At 38.9% G+C, this 18,753-nt stretch carries 21 protein-coding genes; 5 read left to right on the top strand and 16 right to left on the bottom strand.

Annotated elements, in window-relative coordinates:
- Positions 1-2: 2 nt before the first annotated feature.
- From DWW77_RS02445 to DWW77_RS02420, 6 genes are all read right to left on the bottom strand, one after another.
- Positions 3-674, bottom strand: a complete 672-nt coding sequence (locus tag DWW77_RS02445; protein WP_006858253.1) for an ABC transporter ATP-binding protein — start codon at positions 672-674, stop codon at positions 3-5.
- Positions 675-809: 135 nt separating this feature from the next.
- On the bottom strand, positions 810-1,709 hold the full coding sequence (locus DWW77_RS02440) for a sensor histidine kinase (protein ID WP_118607979.1): 900 nt from the start codon (positions 1,707-1,709) through the stop codon (positions 810-812).
- Positions 1,702-2,379, bottom strand: a complete 678-nt coding sequence (locus DWW77_RS02435) for a response regulator transcription factor (protein WP_055053976.1) — start codon at positions 2,377-2,379, stop codon at positions 1,702-1,704. Before DWW77_RS02435 ends, DWW77_RS02440 begins: the two co-directional genes overlap by 8 nt.
- 173 nt (positions 2,380-2,552) lie before the next feature.
- Entirely contained in the window at positions 2,553-3,509 is a 957-nt protein-coding gene (locus tag DWW77_RS02430; protein ID WP_118607978.1) for a helix-turn-helix domain-containing protein, read from the bottom strand.
- Between the two features lie 249 nt (positions 3,510-3,758).
- Positions 3,759-4,139, bottom strand: a complete 381-nt coding sequence (locus DWW77_RS02425; protein WP_118511413.1) for a mannose-1-phosphate guanylyltransferase — start codon at positions 4,137-4,139, stop codon at positions 3,759-3,761.
- A gap of 53 nt (positions 4,140-4,192) precedes the next feature.
- Positions 4,193-4,525, bottom strand: coding sequence for a DUF3784 domain-containing protein (locus DWW77_RS02420; protein WP_118571113.1), 333 nt, complete (start codon positions 4,523-4,525; stop codon positions 4,193-4,195).
- Positions 4,526-4,892: 367 nt separating this feature from the next.
- On the opposite strand from DWW77_RS02420, the gene DWW77_RS02415 reads away from it, so the two are divergent.
- Positions 4,893-5,150: a DUF6061 family protein gene (locus DWW77_RS02415; RefSeq protein WP_009321643.1), complete on the top strand. Its 258-nt coding sequence runs from the start codon at positions 4,893-4,895 to the stop codon at positions 5,148-5,150.
- Positions 5,151-5,283: 133 nt separating this feature from the next.
- Here the strand turns inward: DWW77_RS02415 and DWW77_RS02410 are convergent, their stop codons facing one another.
- From DWW77_RS02410 to DWW77_RS02380, 6 genes are all read right to left on the bottom strand, one after another.
- Positions 5,284-6,603 (bottom strand): MATE family efflux transporter, encoded by a 1,320-nt coding sequence (locus DWW77_RS02410; RefSeq protein ID WP_109214827.1) that lies wholly within the window; start codon positions 6,601-6,603, stop codon positions 5,284-5,286.
- Positions 6,593-7,051, bottom strand: coding sequence for a MarR family transcriptional regulator (locus DWW77_RS02405; RefSeq protein WP_108817235.1), 459 nt, complete (start codon positions 7,049-7,051; stop codon positions 6,593-6,595). The genes DWW77_RS02410 and DWW77_RS02405 overlap by 11 nt, the downstream gene beginning before the upstream one ends.
- A 155-nt stretch (positions 7,052-7,206) precedes the next feature.
- Positions 7,207-7,956, bottom strand: a complete 750-nt coding sequence (locus DWW77_RS02400) for a DUF6040 family protein (protein WP_009243742.1) — start codon at positions 7,954-7,956, stop codon at positions 7,207-7,209.
- Positions 7,895-9,616: a MobA/MobL family protein gene (locus DWW77_RS02395; protein ID WP_109214826.1), complete on the bottom strand. Its 1,722-nt coding sequence runs from the start codon at positions 9,614-9,616 to the stop codon at positions 7,895-7,897. The genes DWW77_RS02400 and DWW77_RS02395 overlap by 62 nt, the downstream gene beginning before the upstream one ends.
- A gap of 328 nt (positions 9,617-9,944) precedes the next feature.
- A complete protein-coding gene (locus tag DWW77_RS02385; protein WP_002578306.1) occupies positions 9,945-10,259 on the bottom strand; it encodes a DUF3847 domain-containing protein in 315 nt (104 codons plus the stop codon).
- Positions 10,260-10,403: 144 nt separating this feature from the next.
- A complete protein-coding gene (locus DWW77_RS02380) occupies positions 10,404-10,634 on the bottom strand; it encodes a helix-turn-helix domain-containing protein (protein ID WP_002578307.1) in 231 nt (76 codons plus the stop codon).
- A 175-nt stretch (positions 10,635-10,809) separates the two neighbouring features.
- On the opposite strand from DWW77_RS02380, the gene DWW77_RS02375 reads away from it, so the two are divergent.
- Together DWW77_RS02375 and DWW77_RS02370 are read left to right on the top strand one after the other, a co-directional pair.
- A complete protein-coding gene (locus DWW77_RS02375; protein WP_009243739.1) occupies positions 10,810-11,439 on the top strand; it encodes a helix-turn-helix domain-containing protein in 630 nt (209 codons plus the stop codon).
- A 160-nt stretch (positions 11,440-11,599) separates the two neighbouring features.
- Entirely contained in the window at positions 11,600-12,895 is a 1,296-nt protein-coding gene (locus DWW77_RS02370) for a tyrosine-type recombinase/integrase (RefSeq protein ID WP_009321335.1), read from the top strand.
- Between the two features lie 161 nt (positions 12,896-13,056).
- Here DWW77_RS02370 and DWW77_RS02365 read toward each other — a convergent pair whose 3' ends face one another.
- Both DWW77_RS02365 and DWW77_RS02360 read right to left on the bottom strand, forming a co-directional pair.
- Complete coding sequence (locus DWW77_RS02365) at positions 13,057-13,473, bottom strand: YjdF family protein (protein WP_015525019.1); 417 nt, start codon at positions 13,471-13,473, stop codon at positions 13,057-13,059.
- 248 nt (positions 13,474-13,721) lie between these two features.
- Positions 13,722-14,861: a hypothetical protein gene (locus tag DWW77_RS02360; protein ID WP_118607977.1), complete on the bottom strand. Its 1,140-nt coding sequence runs from the start codon at positions 14,859-14,861 to the stop codon at positions 13,722-13,724.
- Positions 14,862-15,412: 551 nt separating this feature from the next.
- Here DWW77_RS02360 and DWW77_RS02355 point away from each other — a divergent pair.
- Complete coding sequence (locus tag DWW77_RS02355) at positions 15,413-16,282, top strand: HNH endonuclease signature motif containing protein (RefSeq protein WP_118607976.1); 870 nt, start codon at positions 15,413-15,415, stop codon at positions 16,280-16,282.
- Positions 16,283-16,296: 14 nt separating this feature from the next.
- Entirely contained in the window at positions 16,297-16,839 is a 543-nt protein-coding gene (locus tag DWW77_RS02350; RefSeq protein ID WP_118069966.1) for an SMI1/KNR4 family protein, read from the top strand.
- A 206-nt stretch (positions 16,840-17,045) separates the two neighbouring features.
- Here the strand turns inward: DWW77_RS02350 and DWW77_RS02345 are convergent, their stop codons facing one another.
- A complete protein-coding gene (locus DWW77_RS02345) occupies positions 17,046-18,236 on the bottom strand; it encodes a site-specific integrase (RefSeq protein WP_032684686.1) in 1,191 nt (396 codons plus the stop codon).
- Positions 18,237-18,314: 78 nt separating this feature from the next.
- Entirely contained in the window at positions 18,315-18,518 is a 204-nt protein-coding gene (locus DWW77_RS02340) for an excisionase (protein ID WP_002322728.1), read from the bottom strand.
- Positions 18,519-18,753 lie beyond the last annotated feature (235 nt).

Here is an 18,753-nt window from a genome sequence, read left to right as displayed (position 1 = left end):
CGTTAGTTCTGGGAGACGATCCGACCATCTTCGATACGGATAATGCGGTCTGCCATCTGCGCAATTTCTTCGTTGTGAGTGATCATTACGATTGTCTGGGCGAACTTTTGACTGGTGACTTTCAAAAGGCTCAATACATCCTGGCTGGTTTTGGAATCCAGATTGCCGGTGGGTTCATCTGCCAGAATGATAGCGGGTGCTGCCGCCAGCGCACGGGCGATTGCCACACGCTGCTGCTGACCGCCGGAGAGCTGATTGGGCAGCGCATCCAGACGATCATCCAGCCCAAGTGTCTGTACAATCTGCTGTACGAAATCCTTATTGACCTTGCCACCGTCCAGCTCAATGGGTAGAACAATATTTTCATACACATTCAGCACCGGAACAAGATTATATGCTTGGAACACAAAGCCGATTTTCCTGCGGCGGAAGATGGTCAGCGCTTCCTCCTTCAGGGAGAAAATATCCTGTCCGTCCACCATGACCGTGCCACTTGTAGGGCGATCCAGCCCGCCCAGCATGTGCAGCAGCGTGGATTTGCCGGAGCCGGATGTGCCGACAATTGCAACAAATTCGCCCTTCTTTACACTTAAATCAACCCCATCCAACGCATGAACTGCGTTATTGCCGGAGCCATAAATCTTTTTCAGGTTTTTTGCCTGTAAAACTTCCATAAATGAGTACCTCCATGAAAAAATCTGTATGTATGAAAGGAAATGATCCTTTGATACATACAGATTATCGCATAGGAATCTTTCCACATTCTTTCCGGCGGAAAATGAAATCTAACAGTTTTGATAGAATTGTTGTTATTTCGGCAGAAATATGGAAAACGTACTTCCTTTTCCCGGAACGGAAGCAATCTTGATATAACCTCCCTCGCCGGATATGATCTGTCGGGCAAGGTATAAGCCGATGCCGACCCCTTCCTGCTCCTGAACCGCCTTTGAGCGGTAAAAACGAGCAAATATCTTCGCTTGCTCAGTTTCCGGTATGCCTGAACCGGTATCCGATATATCGATCCTTGCAAACATTTCGTAACTTACGGCAGAAATCCTGATTGTGCCATGCTCTGTATATTTGATGGCATTGTCTACGATATTCGCCAGCGCTTCCGCTGTCCATTTGAAGTCGAATACAGCAAAAGCATCGGTATCTTGCAGTCGCAAAGACAATCCTTTTTCAGAAGCCTTGGCGGCATATTGTTCTACTACGCTTTCAAGCAGCGGCTGTAGCGCTGATTGCTGAGGGGTGAGTGAAATGATCCCATTTTCCAGTCTGGAAAGCTTTACGAGAGAATCGATCAAAAATCGCAGCTTTTCCGATTGTTTGTACAGCGCCTCCACATTTGCCTTCGCCGATGCAGGCAGAGTTTCCTCCATCAAAAGCTCGCTGTATAACAGCAGATTTGCAATCGGCGTTTTCGTCTGGTGGGAAATGTCCGCAATCAAGGTTTTGATTTTGTCTTTTTCCTGCGCTATATTTTGAGAAGATGCTTCTGCTGCGGAAAGATAGTGCGCAAACTTCGTTTCCAATGCAGACAGCTGGCTTTCATCAAAATTGGTTTCAGAAAAGGAGCCGGTCATGGCAGCGTCCAGCATCCTTTCGATTTCTTCCATCGTTTTTCTGACCTTCCTCCGCTCCCATAACACAACAGCTGCCGCCGCCAGAAAACACAGCAGTATGATCACAATGCCGGTTTTATTCATCTTTTGTCACCCAGCTATAACCGATTCCATAGACGGTTTTAATGTATTTCTGTGCGCCAAGCTTATCCCTCAGTCGCTTGATCGTAACGGACAAAGCATTTTCATCCACATATTCAGCACCATCTGTCCAGATCCTGTCTACAAGGTCTCCACGGGTCATGGTTCGACCACGATTTTCAACAAGCAGACGCAGTAATTTTTGTTCTGTTTTACTCAATTCCACTTTTGAATCTCCCACATAAAAGGTCATTGCTTCAAAGTCAAAGTGAAAAAGATCAATATGGATCGGTGCATTTTTATGGCTTGACGTTTGCTTTCGCAGTTGGGTATTCACCCTTGCCCGCAAAACCGAAAGAGAAAAGGGCTTGGTAATGTAATCATCAGCGCCCCTCTCCAGTCCGTCCACGATGTCCAGATCGGTATCATTGGCAGTCAGCAGAATAACAGGAATCCCGGGTGTGGTTTCCTTGACCTCCCGTAGCAATTCAAGCCCACTGCCATCCGGCAGATTGATATCTAACAGGATCAGGGATACACCGCCGCAAAGCAGCTGCTCCTTCGCCGTTTTCAGGTCTTTGCAGGAAATAACCTTCCGATCATCTACTTTCAGTGCTTTGCATAAACCTTGATTCAAACCAATATCATCTTCAACAATCAATAATTGCTCCATATATCTCACTCCTTCGTTACTCAAAGGTATTCGGCAAAGATAATAACAAGACAAAAAAATAACCGCTCCAGCGTGAAGTGAACGGTTATTTTCAATCAATTAAGTATGTGGACTAACCGTCTATCGGCAGCACACTTTTTCTATAATCATATTAGCACGCATATGTGACAATGTCAAAAAATTTCTTCATTCTCTTGGTTATTAATCTCCTTGATCAGCTGTACTGCTTTCTCTGCATCATCGGTTTTCACGAATATATTCACACCATATATTCCAAATCCAGGTGCTCCATGCATTGCAACATTCGCACCTGCTTCCTGGGAAAAAGCTTCTATTTCACTTTGCTTTAACATTTCTACGAGCTGTTCTGTCTCTACTATATTCTGTGCATTATAAATCTTTGTCCATTCTGTCTTAGATTGGGAAGTTTCTTTTCTCTCCTGAACATTTGGTGAATTCTGATTTCTTTTTCGATTAATAAATGCTAAGGTCCTAAGAATAATAAATGACACAATAGTAATACCTATCAGAAATCCCAATGCCAATCGTGTTATCTGTGTTTCTGTAGCTCCCATTCTAAATAAACATATACCATAGATGACTGTAAAAATTCCTGCACATATTACACTGGTGAGAAAATTTCGCCATATAGCAGCACTTTTTGGCAGGCATTTATCCCATATTCCATTATACACCATAATAGCTACATATAGGATTCCTCCTACTAAGACAGTTACTATCTCTCCCAAAACCAAACGAGTATCCACCATTAATAGCATCTGAATAATAATCGCTAACACACCAATCACAAACATTGATGCAAATGCAAGATTTCCAGCCTTTAATGCTTTTTGTTTCACCCATTCTTCATACACCGCAACTTTGTCCAGTGTTTCTTTCATATCTTTATTCATAGTCTGGCTCCTTTCTCCATCCAGGAGCTCTCTCATCTCAACATCGTAATATTCAGCAAGTTGAACAAGTACACTGAGATCTGGCATATTTATTCCTGTTTCCCATCTGGAAACTGTTCTTGCAGATACCCCAAACTTCTCGGCAAGCTGTTCTTGCGTAAGATTCTTTTCTTTACGACATTGCTTTAAAAAAGCTCCAATCTTTTTTGTATCCATATCTCTACCTCTCTTCCACTTACAGCTTACCAATATGCACCAAAATTACCACGACATAAAACGAGAATCCGTTAATTTTCAACCGGACATCTTATGTCTGGAATAAATAAACGGTATTTTCATACCGAAAACAAATACCTATAATCATTCCAACATTCAAACAAGAAGTATCTCTCGCCCAATGCGCTCGGTCATATGTGAGAATGTCACAATTTTTCTAAACTCAATATTGTAAGACTGCTGGCATTGCTATTTCTTTTCATTCAATAATTCTTTTACTCTTTTAACCGGAAATCTATCTTCAATATCAACTACTTCAAACAGATTTAATGGCAATTCCTTTTCACCAATCAGGGAAAGGTATTCATTAACAGCTCTACGATCAATCATAATCTTTCCATGTCCTGCCCAATGACGATTGCTCTCTTCCTTTTTCAGTCCGGAAATCCAATATTTATCACCATTCTCAATATCTATATAATTTGCATAGTTACCAATATTTTTCTGAAAGGCATGGTCATTAAAATAGATTGTTTTCTTACTTTTTGAAGTTTTGACATATCCAATCCATGCCGGACCATCATCAGAATATCCTGTTTTTAATTCAATGTACATCAAATTGTTAATCATTCTTATTCTCTCCTGATTCCAAATTTTGCAACATCTCAACTAACTGGAAGTTATTACTTTCTGCATAGCGTGTTTCCCAAAATGATAATTACCGCGACATCAATCAAAATAATTCCCAATGCAATATATACAAAAAATGCAGACAAAATATTTTCAAGCACGCCCATAATTAATGCAAGAATTGCTATAATAGACATTCCAATTCCCATTGTTCTGCATAACTTCTTTTCATCATATTTTTCCTTTTCTTCTTTTGTAGCTGTATTATATCCAGAAATAAACCAGCTTCCGTGTCCAGAAAGTAAAGTTATAGAAAGTGCAGCAAATATTACAAAGACAATCCACACTATCCAATCAGAACCTGTTGCTAAATCTGCTAATTTCATCTATATGCTCCTTGAATTCCAATTTTCTAAACTCTCAATTCCATCTTCTTGCCATTCAAACAAGAAGTATCTCTCGCCCAATGCGCTCGGTCAATTCCGATTGAGATTTCACCTGTTTTAAGAAATTTAATAACTGTTATATTTTATTATTAAATTCTTCGCAACCCCTTGAAAACACTGGATTTGTCGCAGGTGAGCTTTCCCTTATTATTTCCCTTGTGTTATATCGTCCCATCAGTGTTTATGCACTCTGATAAGGGCAAATACAAGGGCAAGAAAAATCTATAAGACAGTATAACACAAAATAAAAGTGACATGGTGAACTGATTGAAATGCTTCTTAATTTTTGCTACTACTGATTGATTAAATGATAAGGAGATGGGATACGATGAGAACAATATTTGCAGAATACAATCCACAGTGCAACAGCATTGATGTATATACTAATACGGGCTATATACTCCGTATTGATTGTTGGGAAGCAGAAAAAAATTTAAGAACCACACCTGGATCTGATTGTGCTTTGACATCGCTTGCAATCGATGAGCCATTAGAATATGCAAGGTTATATCTTGATGGGAATTTACAGATGTGGGTAGATGCTGAAGATTCATTAGAGTTATGATTATTCCAATCAAAATCTACTAGAATTTATTAAAAATTAGCTTCATAATTTTAAAAGGACAGCCCTATTGCTATGAGGCTGTCCTTAAAAATACAATAGATAAACCTAGATTATTCTTGCTACTATCTGATTGTTAAATTTTCTGTATTCCATATTGCAAATCTCCCTTTTCGCAATATTTTATTAGTATGAATGCCAGAATCGCTGAAAAAACACGTGCCAATACCGTACTCCACCATATCATAATCTGTCCACCAAATAAAGGTGGTAAAACAAGCATAAATATCAGCATCAATACTGGTTCAATGAATGTAAGAATGTATGACAATCCACTTTTTTCAGTAGCATAAAATCCAGCTGTCGCTATTCTGGTAATCGCAACAAATGGTAATGACACTAAAAATATAGGTACAATTTTAGAAATCTCAATACTTACTTCATAAGAAGCTCCGAAAACCCCTCCAATATTTGCTCTGTTTACATACATGATAATTCCACCACAAACAGCAAGAATTATTGCAAAAATGTATGCCATTCTCTGAACTCCTCTCAGGCTTTCTTGATCCTTCTCACCATAAAAACGGCTCATTAAAGGTTGACTTCCATCACCTACGCCCTGCAATATGAGATATATGATACAGATAATATAGGATACACATGCATAAGTTGCAATAGCTTTTTCTCCCCCATAAGAAGCGGAGAATCGGTTTATAAACACCAATGAAATATTAGGAGTCAATGCTAGCCCAAATGGTGCAAGACCTACTCTGAATATAGCGCCACACATTTCTTTTACATTTTTTAAGGATACATACACATAAAACTTTTTATTATATAATGCGTATATGATTGCAATTGCTGCAGTCACACCCTGTCCGGCTATTGTAGCTGTGGCTGCACCTTTCATGCCCATTTCATATATCCATACAAAGATAAAATCCAGAACAATATTGGTTATGAATCCACCAACCATCGCAAACATTGACCAGAAAGAGTTTCCATAATTTCTAATGAATGGCATCATTCCAGTTCCAAGAATCTGCAATATTGCTCCAAGTGCTATAATTTTGATATAATCTGTCGCATTTGTTAATATAATTCCATCTGCTCCAAGCAATCCTAAAATTTTAGACGAAAAGGAGTAAATAATTATGGTACTGATAACACTTACTATTACAAGAAGCCACCAGCTTGTAGCAATAAATTCTTCTGCCCGTTTTCCTTTCTTTTCTGCTGCATTAATTGAGTAATAAACAGCTCCTCCCATACCAATTCCTGTTCCAAGAGCCTGAATCAAAGCCACAATCGGATATGCAATATTAATAGCCGAAAGTCCAGCATCTCCTATGGTATTGCCTACAAAATATCCATCCACTATCGCATATATTCCTGATAATGCAAATGCTATAATAGATGGAATAACATATTTAAAAAATAATGATTTATGATTCATTTTTCTTACAATCTCCTTCCTTGAAAAGTCTGATAAACAGCTCTGTATTATCATTAAGACTTTCTATATTCTCTAATCCCATTTTTTCGATTACATATATTTCTTTTGAGTGCAGTTTTTCTATGATATCTTTCGTATATTCCATTCCTGATTCTGTGAGGCATATCAGCTTATTTCTCTTGTCTGAATCATCAGATACCATATTGATGTATCCTTTTTTCTGAAAATCTTTTAGTATCGTATTTACCGTTTGCTTAGGTATATTCCATTTTTCACTTATCATTTTCTGCGTGCATCTTCCATTACTTTCATAAAATGAATACAAAGCAAAAACTCCATTTGAAGACAGTCCCTGATCCTTTGACCATTCCTCATACATTGCTGTACATTCTTTCCATAAAGCATAATATCGTTGCAACTGTATTATCATATTATTATCTTTTCTCATCTTTTTCCTCCTTAAATTAGTACGAATCCGGACTTTTGTATTATAGTCCGAGTTCGTACTAATTGTCAAGATTTATTTATATACTTTTTCTTTATATAAACAATCAATAGTCCCTTACTAAGGACAGGAAGATTATGAAATTTCCCTGTCCTCTTTTAATAATATCCTCGTTCTTCCATCCAGTCTTTCACATAACATCTGATTCCAATATAAATAATATGCGACAGTAATAGCAATACAATAAGATTTATCGGATTAGCGTTTTTAATCCATTCTCCAAAGTAAATTACAACAGCTGTACTCGTTATCGCTACCACGATACTGATGATATCCCAACAATATTTCCGGTAGATTTTTCCTACCTGATAACCAATCCCGATTATCAGCCACCCGGTTATTACGAATAAAATTGCCATGACAGTACCGGCAATCAGCCAGTACACAATCCCGGAAAGAATACTGTTAGGTATTCCACTGCTTAACTGTCCGAAAGAGTCTGCACCTGTCACAAACTCCCGAAATAAACTTCCCATTCCTTTTCCTAACGCACCGAAAAAGACGATACAGTCGTTAAGGAAAACCGGCGAAAGAATCGCAGTAAACAGTGTTGTTGTTATGCTGTACCATGCCAGTAGAAACAAGATACTTTCATAACCAATCGTCATATTTTTATATTTCTTTTCTAACTGGCTTTTACGGCTATCGCATTTTTCTTTTGCTTTCCGGTAAGCAGTACGGTCACATTTTTCACATTTCTCATAAGGCACTTTTTTCTCAACAGCTACCTCTACCGTCTTTTGGTGTGTCTGTGCATAAAGTTTTTCCTGCTCTGCTTTTTCATACTTAAATTTCCATGCCACGGCTTCTGCGTCGGCTCTTTTCCTGCTGTCTGTCTCGCTGGTCAATCGTTCCTCTGTTTGCCTTAATCTTGTCCGCAATGCTTCGATATTCTCGGCTCTGTTTTCGCTGTTCAATTTCTCGTTCAAGGTCAGCGATTCGCTTAGCTGCCTGTTTAGTTCCTGGATTGTCTGGTCTTTCTGATCCAGTTCGTCCTGCATCTGTTCGGTCATCAGCAGAAGTTCTTCCACCTGCCCGACGTTCTCTAAGTTTCTGCATTCGCTCATCGATCTCCCTCGCTTTCTCTATCTGCTGTTTAAGGTCAGCAATTCGCTGTTCTGTTTCTGCAATAAGCTGTTCTCGTTGTTCAGCTTCTGCGTTAATTCCTGCCATTGCTGATTCTCGTTTTCCAACTGTTCGATTCTGGTTTTCTGTTGCTCGATCTGTGAGAGCAGTTCTTCTGTATCTGGCAAAAGATTTAGCAGCCTGGATAATTCGCTGTTTAAGCTTTTTAAACTCTGGTTCTGCTCCTGAAAAGACAGGAGCTGCCTGTCCCGTTCCTGCAATTCCTGTACCATCTCTGCCATAAGATTCTGCTGTTCCTCGATCTGGTTTATCATTGTCTCCATCATGGGAATGACTTCCCGGCTTTCTTCTAATGTCACGCAATCGCTCCTTCCATTGTGTTAATGCACTGGATACTTTTCCAAAAGAAATCTGTATTTTATCCAGCAGTGCATTTTGTCTTTTTATGATCTGGTTTTCCTCTACTTTCCATGAAGTAGAGGATGTCTGTCCGTTTTGAAATTTCTCGTCAATTTTTCTGGCATCTGCGCCCTCATGGATCGTCGGTATCTCTAATTTTCCCTGCCTTGCATAAGAACGATGGTCAATGTGATTTTCCGTTTTCAAATGTGCATTACAGACGTTTGCCCATTCGCTCCGCCATAGCTCACAATTTTTCGGATTGTTCCACCCGGTAGCATCGGTTAATACACGTTTCCACTGTTTGCGGTTCCTTGTCCCGACTTTCTGGACTCCATTTTCATCAAGTACGGGGATTCGGATTCCATGACGGTCAGGGTTCTTTTTATCCTGCCACCAGTCCGGATGGGATTCATCCACCACAATATTTCCATTTTCATCTCTGACAAACTCCCAATCCTTGATTTCTTTGTTACCCCATGAGTGGTCTGAATTGAATGGTCGCAACGTCACCAATAAATGCACATGGGGATTACCATCTCCTTTATCGTGGATACTCCAATCCGCACACATTCCCTTATCTACAAAGGTCTTTTGAATATATTCAGTTGTATAATCAATCTGTTCCTGTCGGCTCCATTCTTTCGGAAGTGAGAACTCAAATGACCTGCCGAGTTGTGCATCTGAACTTTTTTCTATCCTCAAGACTTCATTCCATAAACGCTGCTTCTGAAAAGTAAGTTTGAATTTTTCCAGTGCAGCATTTTGGTTATCTGCCCTTTTATATCGGACAGATTTCTGGAACCGTCTGATATTTTCAGCAGGTACATTCTGCCATTCCTGTGGTGCATTTTCACACATCAGCAGGCTGGTATAAACGACTTCTTTTTTTGAAGTATAGTAGCTGATCCTGCCTGTTTCTTCATTTTTCATCACATCGCCATTGAGATAAGCAGACGCCGATATGATGGATTTTCCTTTGCTGCGTCCAACAATCTTTACTGTATAATGAAAAATCGCCATGCTCCGTTTCCCCCATTCTGCCGTATCCGGCTTTGATTTCCGGCAGGTAACGTTTTTCCTAAAAGAAAATGGTATCTGCCGGAGCACCCTCTGCGTAAGAGTGCCCTGTGCATAACAGCCTGCATGGAATGTGCCCCTCTGGCGAAGAGTGCCTCCTGCGGCATGAGCAGGTCTGGCTGAAAGCCCCGCCGACGGAACGAGCCCGGCAAGCGTAAGCGCAGACCGGTTGCCACCTGTGGCAAACTTATACGGACGACCTCTGGTTGTCCATAAGTGCGCCCTTCATAAAAAAGCAATGAAGGGAATGGAAACTCCACTCCCTCCGGCATTACACTTCCTCCGTATTTGCAACTGGCTCTTTCTGCATTGCCTTTGAGAAGAATTTCCCATTTGCTTCCTGCCTTTTTAAGAAGCCGATCAGCTTTGGGATATCATCTTCCTCAATCGCAGAACCCAGTACCGATTCCACTGCACCGCCAATCTGGCAGAGCCTGTGTGTCCGTTTTTTGGTTTCCACATCTTTCTGACGTTTCTTCAGTTCCCGTTTCTGTGCTGCATACTGTTTTGCTTTCTCAAGGCTTTCCTGTTCTTTCTTTTCCAACTGGAGCATACGCTCCTCATAACTCTTTGTTGATCTTGCCATAAATATCATCGTCCTTTCTTTTTTTCCAAACATAAGTTTCCTGTTGTCTGTCAGACGAAGTACATGGTATAATCTGCTTGCGTGTAGGTATATCATGACTCCGGTCTGATAGAACCTTTGGCGGTTTCTTCGGGAACCGCTTTTTTAAGTTGAACCGTTTCTTGTGACTGCTTTCACATTTCCCTTATCCCTCAAGTCCCTGCCCTCGTTGGCTTCCATAAAAAGTTCCAGCATATCCGTTTTGATCAGGACTTTTCTCCCAACCTTCAATACCGGAAGTTTCTTCCACTCTACCAACTTTCGCAGGGTGTTCCTGCCAATTCCCGTATAATCAGCAGCTTCCTCAATAGATAAGGCAATCTTTCTTTGCGTCATATGACCACCTCCTTTCGAATTGCATTATGCAATTTCATTTGTGCTGTCAGTATAGCGTGTTTATATTGCTTTGTCAAGCATTATGAAATTTTTCTGCTTTTCTTAAAATTGCATATTGCAATATATTTTGTTGCGTGGTATAGTAATGACATACCGAAAAAGGAGGCACATCAGCATGAAAGATAAAGAACTACGCAAGCTGATTGGCAGCAGGGCAAAACAGCGCCGTCTGGAATTAAATCTGACACAGCCTTATGTCGCAGAGAAGATGGGAGTTACCGCTTCCACAATCCTGCGTTATGAGAATGGTTCGATTGACAATACCAAAAAGATGGTACTGGAAGGTCTTTCGGAAGCACTTCATGTATCGATTGAATGGCTCAAAGGGGAAACCGATGAATATGAAACTGATATTACGGATAAGAAAGAATTGCAGATTCGTGATGCGATGGGCGACATTCTCAAACAGTTTCCTCTTGACCTCAATAAAACAGAAGACGCTTTTTCTAAAGACTTACTGCTGTTAATGTTAAAGCAATATGAACTGTTTCTGGATTCGTTTCAGTTCGCCTGTAAAAATTACAAAGGCAGTACCAAAGATGCGGACATTGCCAAAGTAATGGGATTTGAATCGAAAGATGAATATAATGAGATTATGTTTCTCAGGGAGATCACACATACTGTCAACGCATTTAATGATATGGCAGATGTTGTAAGGCTCTATTCAAAGAAACCGGAAGCGGCAGAACAAAGGCTTGCAAATCTTTTATCCGAAGTTATGTATGACGATTCTGAATCGGTATAGTAAGATAATCGGAGTTATGATACAATGAGCGCAAGCGAGTCAAGCTGTTTACAGATTTGACGAGCGGCGAATTGGCTTATGGACTTGTCCATAAGATGCCTACACGCAAGAAGCATTTCAGCAGTTCCGATTGTCTGATATCGAAAGGAGACATACGATTATGGCAAAAGGATCTGTTAGAAAAAAAGGAAAAAAATGGTACTATCGTTTCTATGTAGAAGATGCAAGCGGTAAAATGGTTCAGAAAGAATACGCCGGAACCGAAAGTAAAAGTGAGACGGAAAAGCTTCTCCGCAAGGCACTGGAAGACTACGAAGATAAGAAGTTTGTTGCAAAGGCAGATAATCTTACCGTAGGGGAACTTCTGGATATGTGGGCAGAAGAAGAACTGAAAACTGGGACACTCAGCAACGGTACAGTGGAAAATTATCTTGGTGCAATCCGATGTATCAAAAAACACCCGATTGCAGACCGCAAACTGAAAACAGTTACTGCCGAACATTTACAGGCATTTCTTGATCTGCTTACATTCGGTGGTGAGTTTCCAGACGGGAAAGTAAAAAAGGGATACAGCAAAGATTATATCCATTCTTTTTCCGCAGTGTTACAGCAGTCATTCCGTTTTGCAGTATTTCCAAAACAGTTAATCAGTTTCAATCCGATGCAGTATATTAAGCTGAAAAAGCAGGCAGAGGAAGTTGACCTCTTTTCCGATGATGAAGTGGAAGAAGGTACACAGCCGATTTCACATGAGGATTATGAACGGCTTATCCAATATCTGGAAAAGAAAAATCCACCTGCTATTCTTCCGATTCAAATTGCGTATTATGCCGGGCTCCGTATCGGGGAAACCTGTGGTCTTACATGGCAGGACATTAACCTTGAGGAACAATGCCTGACCATAAAACGCAGTATCCGCTACGACGGCATGAAACACAAAAATATTATCGGACCAACGAAACGGAAAAAAGTAAGGATTGTTGATTTTGGAGATACGCTGACTGAAATACTGAAAGCTGCCAGAAAAGAACAGCTCAAAAACCGGATGCAGTATGGCGAATTATATCACCGCAATTACTACAAAGAAGTGCATGTGAAAAACAGGGTATATTATGAATACTATCATCTTGACGGAACACAGGAAGTCCCGACAGATTACAAAGAAATCTCCTTTGTCTGCCTGCGACCAGATGGCTCTTTGGAACTGCCGAGTACACTCAGCATTGTATGCAGATCAGTGGCAAAGAAGCTGGAAGGATTTGAAGATTTCCATTTTCACCAGTTGCGTCACACTTATACCAGCAATCTGCTTTCCAATGGAGCTGCACCGAAAGATGTACAGGAACTGTTAGGACACTCTGATGTCAGTACCACAATGAATATTTACGCTCACTCAACAAGAAAAGCAAAACGGGATTCCGCAAGACTTCTTGATAAAGTAGCGAGCAATGCTTAACTAAAAATTTCCCTTATTTCCCTTGCGGATTCCGCATAAGGGCAAAAATAAGGGAAAATACATATCATTTCACTATTTAATGGGCTGAAAAGCCTGTAAAATAAGGAAAGTTCAGGAAATCTCTCCACAAATTCCGATTTGAGTTAAAGCCCAAGAGGCTTTTAATGCCCCTTATGCTTTTCTCTTTTCTTTTGCTGTTTCAACTCAAACATTCGCTGTTCTTTTGCCTCTTTTTTCTTGCGATTTCTCTCTTTACGCTCCTGTTTGTTATGTTCCTGCTGTAACTTCAATGCTTGCTGCGATTTTGTGCCAATACCTGTCCCTATTGTCTGCTTTTTTACTTCTCGATGCATCCGTTTCGGATTTCTTTTTATATCCTTTACAACAGTTTCAACAGCCGGACTGAATTTCAAACTGAAATAGTATTGTTGAATATATTCCTGCACTTCGTAATCTTTTGGTTCTGCACCAAATATTACCTTCGCTACAGATAATTTACCATCCTCAATACGCTCGAATACGCCTACCCAAAATGGTTCTTCAAAATATACCGTCAGTTTTCCATTTGTTTTGTCCATAAAAATCCCTCCTAAAATGAATTGAACAAAGAATGGACAACCCGGAGGGGCAGGTTACTTACCCTATTTACATAGGACGGCTGGGCTACCTACCAGCTCTAGCATATCTTAAAAATATGCATTGCGTTTTTATCTTGTTTTTATCATATAAAGTGCAATATCACACAATATATCCTTACAATTTATATATTCTAATTCCTATAGTAAATCTATACAATCATCTTTTCCATTGATAGTACGAGACGATTTTAACATAATACTTTATCTGCTTTCAACACATAATCATGGGAACATATAATTCTGCTTCTCTGAATGATATCACCTCTAACAGAACAGTTTCCTTTTGCACAGCCTTCTATCGGTGTAAAATTTTCGCAGGAACCACATTTTCTGCGTTCCTTTTTCATTCCACGTCCATCGCACCGGATCATTTCATAACCAACAATGTATTTTTGCAATTCATCTTCCGGGATTGTCTTTTCGAGCTTTTCTCCTGCATCATTTCTCAGTTCAAAATGAATATCCTTGCCATTTATGTCTGCTTGCAAGGCTATATTATTATTTAAGAGACCTTCCTCGTTTAACTCATTGATTTCTTCACAATCCAGATTTTCAATAAATTGCAAAATATCTTCCATTATGTCCACAGACAAGCCATATCCTCCAGAGCTGTATTCATAGAATATATTTCCATAATAATCGCCTTCTTTTAAGGTTATCGCAATCACATAGTCCCTGGATTTGTAATCATCAGATAGATCATGGTACATTTTTGTCTTCTCCTTATACTGATATCTGTTCTGGTTTTCTTCCCTATACTTTTCATTTTTTATTTTATCGACTGCATTTTGTTTTTCTATCTTTGCTTCCATTGCAGCATAACCATTTTGCTTAAATTTTTCTATCAGCTCGTCCCCATAACAATCACGAAATTCTTCTCTACATTTCTTTAATGCATCCAGTTGTGTAGATAAAAACTCATCAAAGAAGCTTTCCGGAATATGTAGCCTGCTTGAAAATTGTCTTTTTCTCTTTGGTATCGTTCTTTGAGTGCTGGCATATCCCAACACTCCCATAGACACATCTAACACCCCTGCTAGTTCTACCGAATTTAATTCATATACTTTTTCAATCGCATCATAAATATTTATTTCTACACCGACTCCCTGTTCATCCTGTTGTAAAAGATCCAGAAATTTTTCATAACTTATTTTACATCTATCATAAGGTCCCTTAATATACCAAGGTGCTTTTTTCGTAATCTCCGTATAATACTCCAAAGAAGCTTCCCAGTCATCGCACTCTTCGTCTTCCTTACATGTGCTATACATACCACACACACCATTAGAGTCAAATCCACAAGTTTTGCAAGTTTTGTCAACCCTCATACTGATCCCCTCTCAATCCATCAATACTTTTTTGCATAGATAAATTTTTTCATCGAATTCTTTCCTTGTAATTATACACTTTTTCTGATGATATTACTATCTGCATGGATATTTGAACTTACTATTGAACTCTTCTTACTGAAAACTATAGATACTCAATTTGAACATACGTTTTTGACAATTACATTGTATTTCAACCCGAAGATTCTTATTGTCATTCAGTGTGTTTATAAATGAATTTTATTATATATTCATAAAATTTTATACTAAAAACTTCAAAATAGTGATACTATATTTATATTTAGATTAAAAAACCAACAACATATACAACGTCACCTTTTTTCTTTCCAAATACACTCTTTTGGGTTCAATTACTCAATTCTTACTGTAACTACTTTTCTAGTGATATTATGTTTTTTCATAATAATCTCTATACAAATCTTATAAATGCGCAAAAAACTATTGAAAAAAACATAAAACGTGCTATAATTGCTCTCCGTTGTTGAACAAAGCGCTAATTTGACAGCTAAATATTTTTCGGGAGGACAACTATGCGTAAAAAAAACAAATTAAGAATAATACTCATGTGGATGTTATCGCTTACATTGATATTAAGCGTCAATTTTAGTGTTTTTGCCTCAAATCAAAATATTACTCAATCTGATATAAAAATATCCTCATTACATGATGAAGAGGGATTATCTTTAAATGCTACATCTTTAAGCACTGACTCTGTAAATCTTCATAATAGAAAAAATGCCTCTTCTTTAGCTTCCAGAGAACAGGAAGTTGTCGGTGAGTTTACATATCATACTAATTATCTTTATGTTGACGGAAAATTACGTTATGGTTTTGTTATAGACTCTATGATTGGAGAAAAACCTAAAGTTCTCACTGTTCATTTCACACTACGTCATGGATCCAATATAAAACAAGTAACAGCTAATACAAATTTAGGAACTGTAACTTTTAAAAGTAGTGAAATAAGAAAGGGACAGGTTAAATATGTTACTACCGCTGCTAATACAATGTTTTGGAAATTAAATACTTCCTTTAACGCGGTTATGGCTGATGGCACTTCTAATCCTGGTGCAAACGGACAAATAACTCCTATTTTAACAAATAAAAAAGGACAAATCTTCCCTCAATATGTTGATCCCGTATCTAAAAAAGATGCTGAATCTACAATTAGCACCACTTGGAAAAAGCTTGCGAAATCTCCTACATGGAATGGAAGATCAAAGTATATAAAACAATATGAAGAAAAATATGGAAAACAGCCTTCTTCCTTCTGGTCAAGTGTTCAAATTCATCATATACGCCCAAGACAATATGGAGGTGCATTAAATGATTTTAATAATTTAATGCCCGTCAAAACCGAAAGCCATAGAGCAATAACTTCTTGGTTTAGAAATTATTAAGGAGAGAGTACATAATGGAAGATGTAAATGCAATACACAGAATTTTCAAAAATTTAAAATATGAGATGGATAATAATGGTTGGGTCTATCAATGGCATTTAGGTGATGAGCCTATAAAAGTAACTCATAAATTTTACCCACCTGTATCCTCCGAAGAAATTCAGTTATTTGAAAAATATTTTCCCAACATGAAACTTCCCGCTTCGTATAAAGCCTTTTTATCTTGTTCAAATGGAATGGAGCTTTTTTGTGGAGAAGAGGGTAGTTCTCTAGTCAGCTGTACCATCTACTCTTTAAAAGAAGCTCTTAATCAAAAAGAGGTTTGGAATAATACACCCATTTTATCTGATCCAGAATTCACCTATCATCTTCCCATTCTTTTTCTGCAAGATATAGGTGATATAACCATGGATTTACAAGCTGTATTAGAAGGTAGAGAAGATTATTTATGTTATCCAGCTCCTGACACCGATCGTTTTAACCTTCCTTTTAATGAGTGGTTGGAGCGCTATATTGTATGCCAGGGACATGAATTTTGGTTTTTCTTAAATCCGTAACTACCAAAATACTTTCTCTATATTTTTTCTAAAAAACTTACTAAATTTCTGATTATCTTTTCATAAGTTGGTAAATGCCGATATATCCCGTATTTTAGGGCTTTATCGGTATTTTCTTTTTGGAAGATACCTTGCATAAGCTGGCATTTACCAGCATGAAAATGCAACCAAAAGTAGTAAATGAGTAGTAAATATAAGCTCCGATATTAACAAGCCAGTCTTTCCAGTTCTGCTTTTGCAGATTGAAATGTACCGTGTGCATAATAGCCAAGTGTCATGGTTATGTTAGCGTGTCCCATAAGATATTGCAGGGTGTTTGGGTTCATTCCTCTGTTTGCCATATTCGTACAGTAAGTATGTCGGAATGAATGTGGTGTGATGTTCGGTAACTTGTCCGTGTGATACTTGTTATACTTCTTAATTAGTCCTCGCACCATGCCCTCATAGTTTCCTGCAACTTTAGGTAAGCCCTCACGGTTCAAGAATAGGAAATTGCTATAACCACCTACAATCAACGGTTGTGCCTTTCCTCTGTTCTTTAGTATTCTTTGGATTGCTTGATAAGCCCGTTCTGTCAATGGAAGTTCTCGTTTTCCGTTTTTGGTCTTTGGCGTTTCAATATAGTAGCCGATTTCGCTGTCTTTCAATAACTGGTGGTCTATATTGAGTATTCTGTTCTGCATATCAATATGCGTCGTTAGTCCGCAAAATTCAGAAATACGAAGTCCCGTTTCCAGCAGAAGCACAACCTCATCATAATACTTGCTGTAAATCTTATCCTTTTCCATAAAGGCAAGCAGGCGTTCTTCCTGCTCTGGTGTAAGGATAACTTTCTGCTCCGTATCATCTTCCAGAACATCACTTAGCTTAAATTCAAACGGGTTCTTTCTGATACAGTCGTCTTGTATCGCCATGTAAAATGACGCTTTCAAGGAACGCTTGTAGTTATCAATCGTTTTATAGGCGTATCCTTTTTCGCTCATTCTGATAGCCCATTCTTTAGCGTCCGACTGCTTAACAGTATCAATCGCCCTCATACCCAATGGGTCATTTTTCAGAGCGTTCATAAGATACTGTCGTCCTTTTTCAGTAGCCCTCTTGATGTTCTTTCTTTGGCTGTTCTTCTTGTCGTAGAGCTGGCAGACTGTCATTTTACCGCCTGCTGTATCGATACCGTCGTTAAGGTCTTTTTTAATCTGTGCTTCTTTTTCCCTCAACGATATATCATCACGCTTTCCAGCAGGTGTCTTGTCTGTCGGTACAAGTTTCCAAGAATAGATAAACTGTGGCTTTCCGTATATATCGGTATATTTATAAACGTATCTTCCGTCTTTTCGCTGGCTCTCTCCATTACGCAAATTGCGATTTTTACTGTCTTTTCGTTTTACATTAGACATAGTGTAAAGCTCCTTTCCGTCATGGAATGAGCCGTGATACGCTATACCTTATTATACCATATCTACGGCTCAATGACATTAGATTTCGTCCAATGTATCTATGATTTTTTCAAATTGTTTTCGCTTAATCTGAATACGATTACCGTTCACGATAACCCAGCCAGCGTCAAGATTTTCTTCGGCTAATTTACGCAATTTCTTTTCGCCAATGCGGAAGTATTTGGACGCTTCTTCAACCGTCAGCGTATATTTTTCCCAAATAGGCACATCAGTATTGTTCATAATCTATGCACCCCCCTTTACTGTGTGTCGTTTTTTACAAGCAGGCAGACGGCTTTGGAAAGCTCCATTAGTATCTCAACTATTCCCATTCTTGTGGGCAGAACCGCACCATGCGGACGTATCATTATTCTGTGAGGATAGGTCGTGGCAAAACAACTTTTCCAACAGTCGCTCTCGGATCACTGCGTGGGTCGCTCGCTTTCTTTTGAAAAGGTCGTGGCGTACAGTCCCCGTG

The sequence above is a fragment of the Ruminococcus sp. AF17-12 genome (assembly GCF_003479245.1).
GTDB classification, from domain to species: Bacteria; Bacillota; Clostridia; order Lachnospirales; family Lachnospiraceae; genus Blautia_A; species Blautia_A fusiformis.
This window is presented reverse-complemented; position numbering and strand designations above follow the sequence as displayed.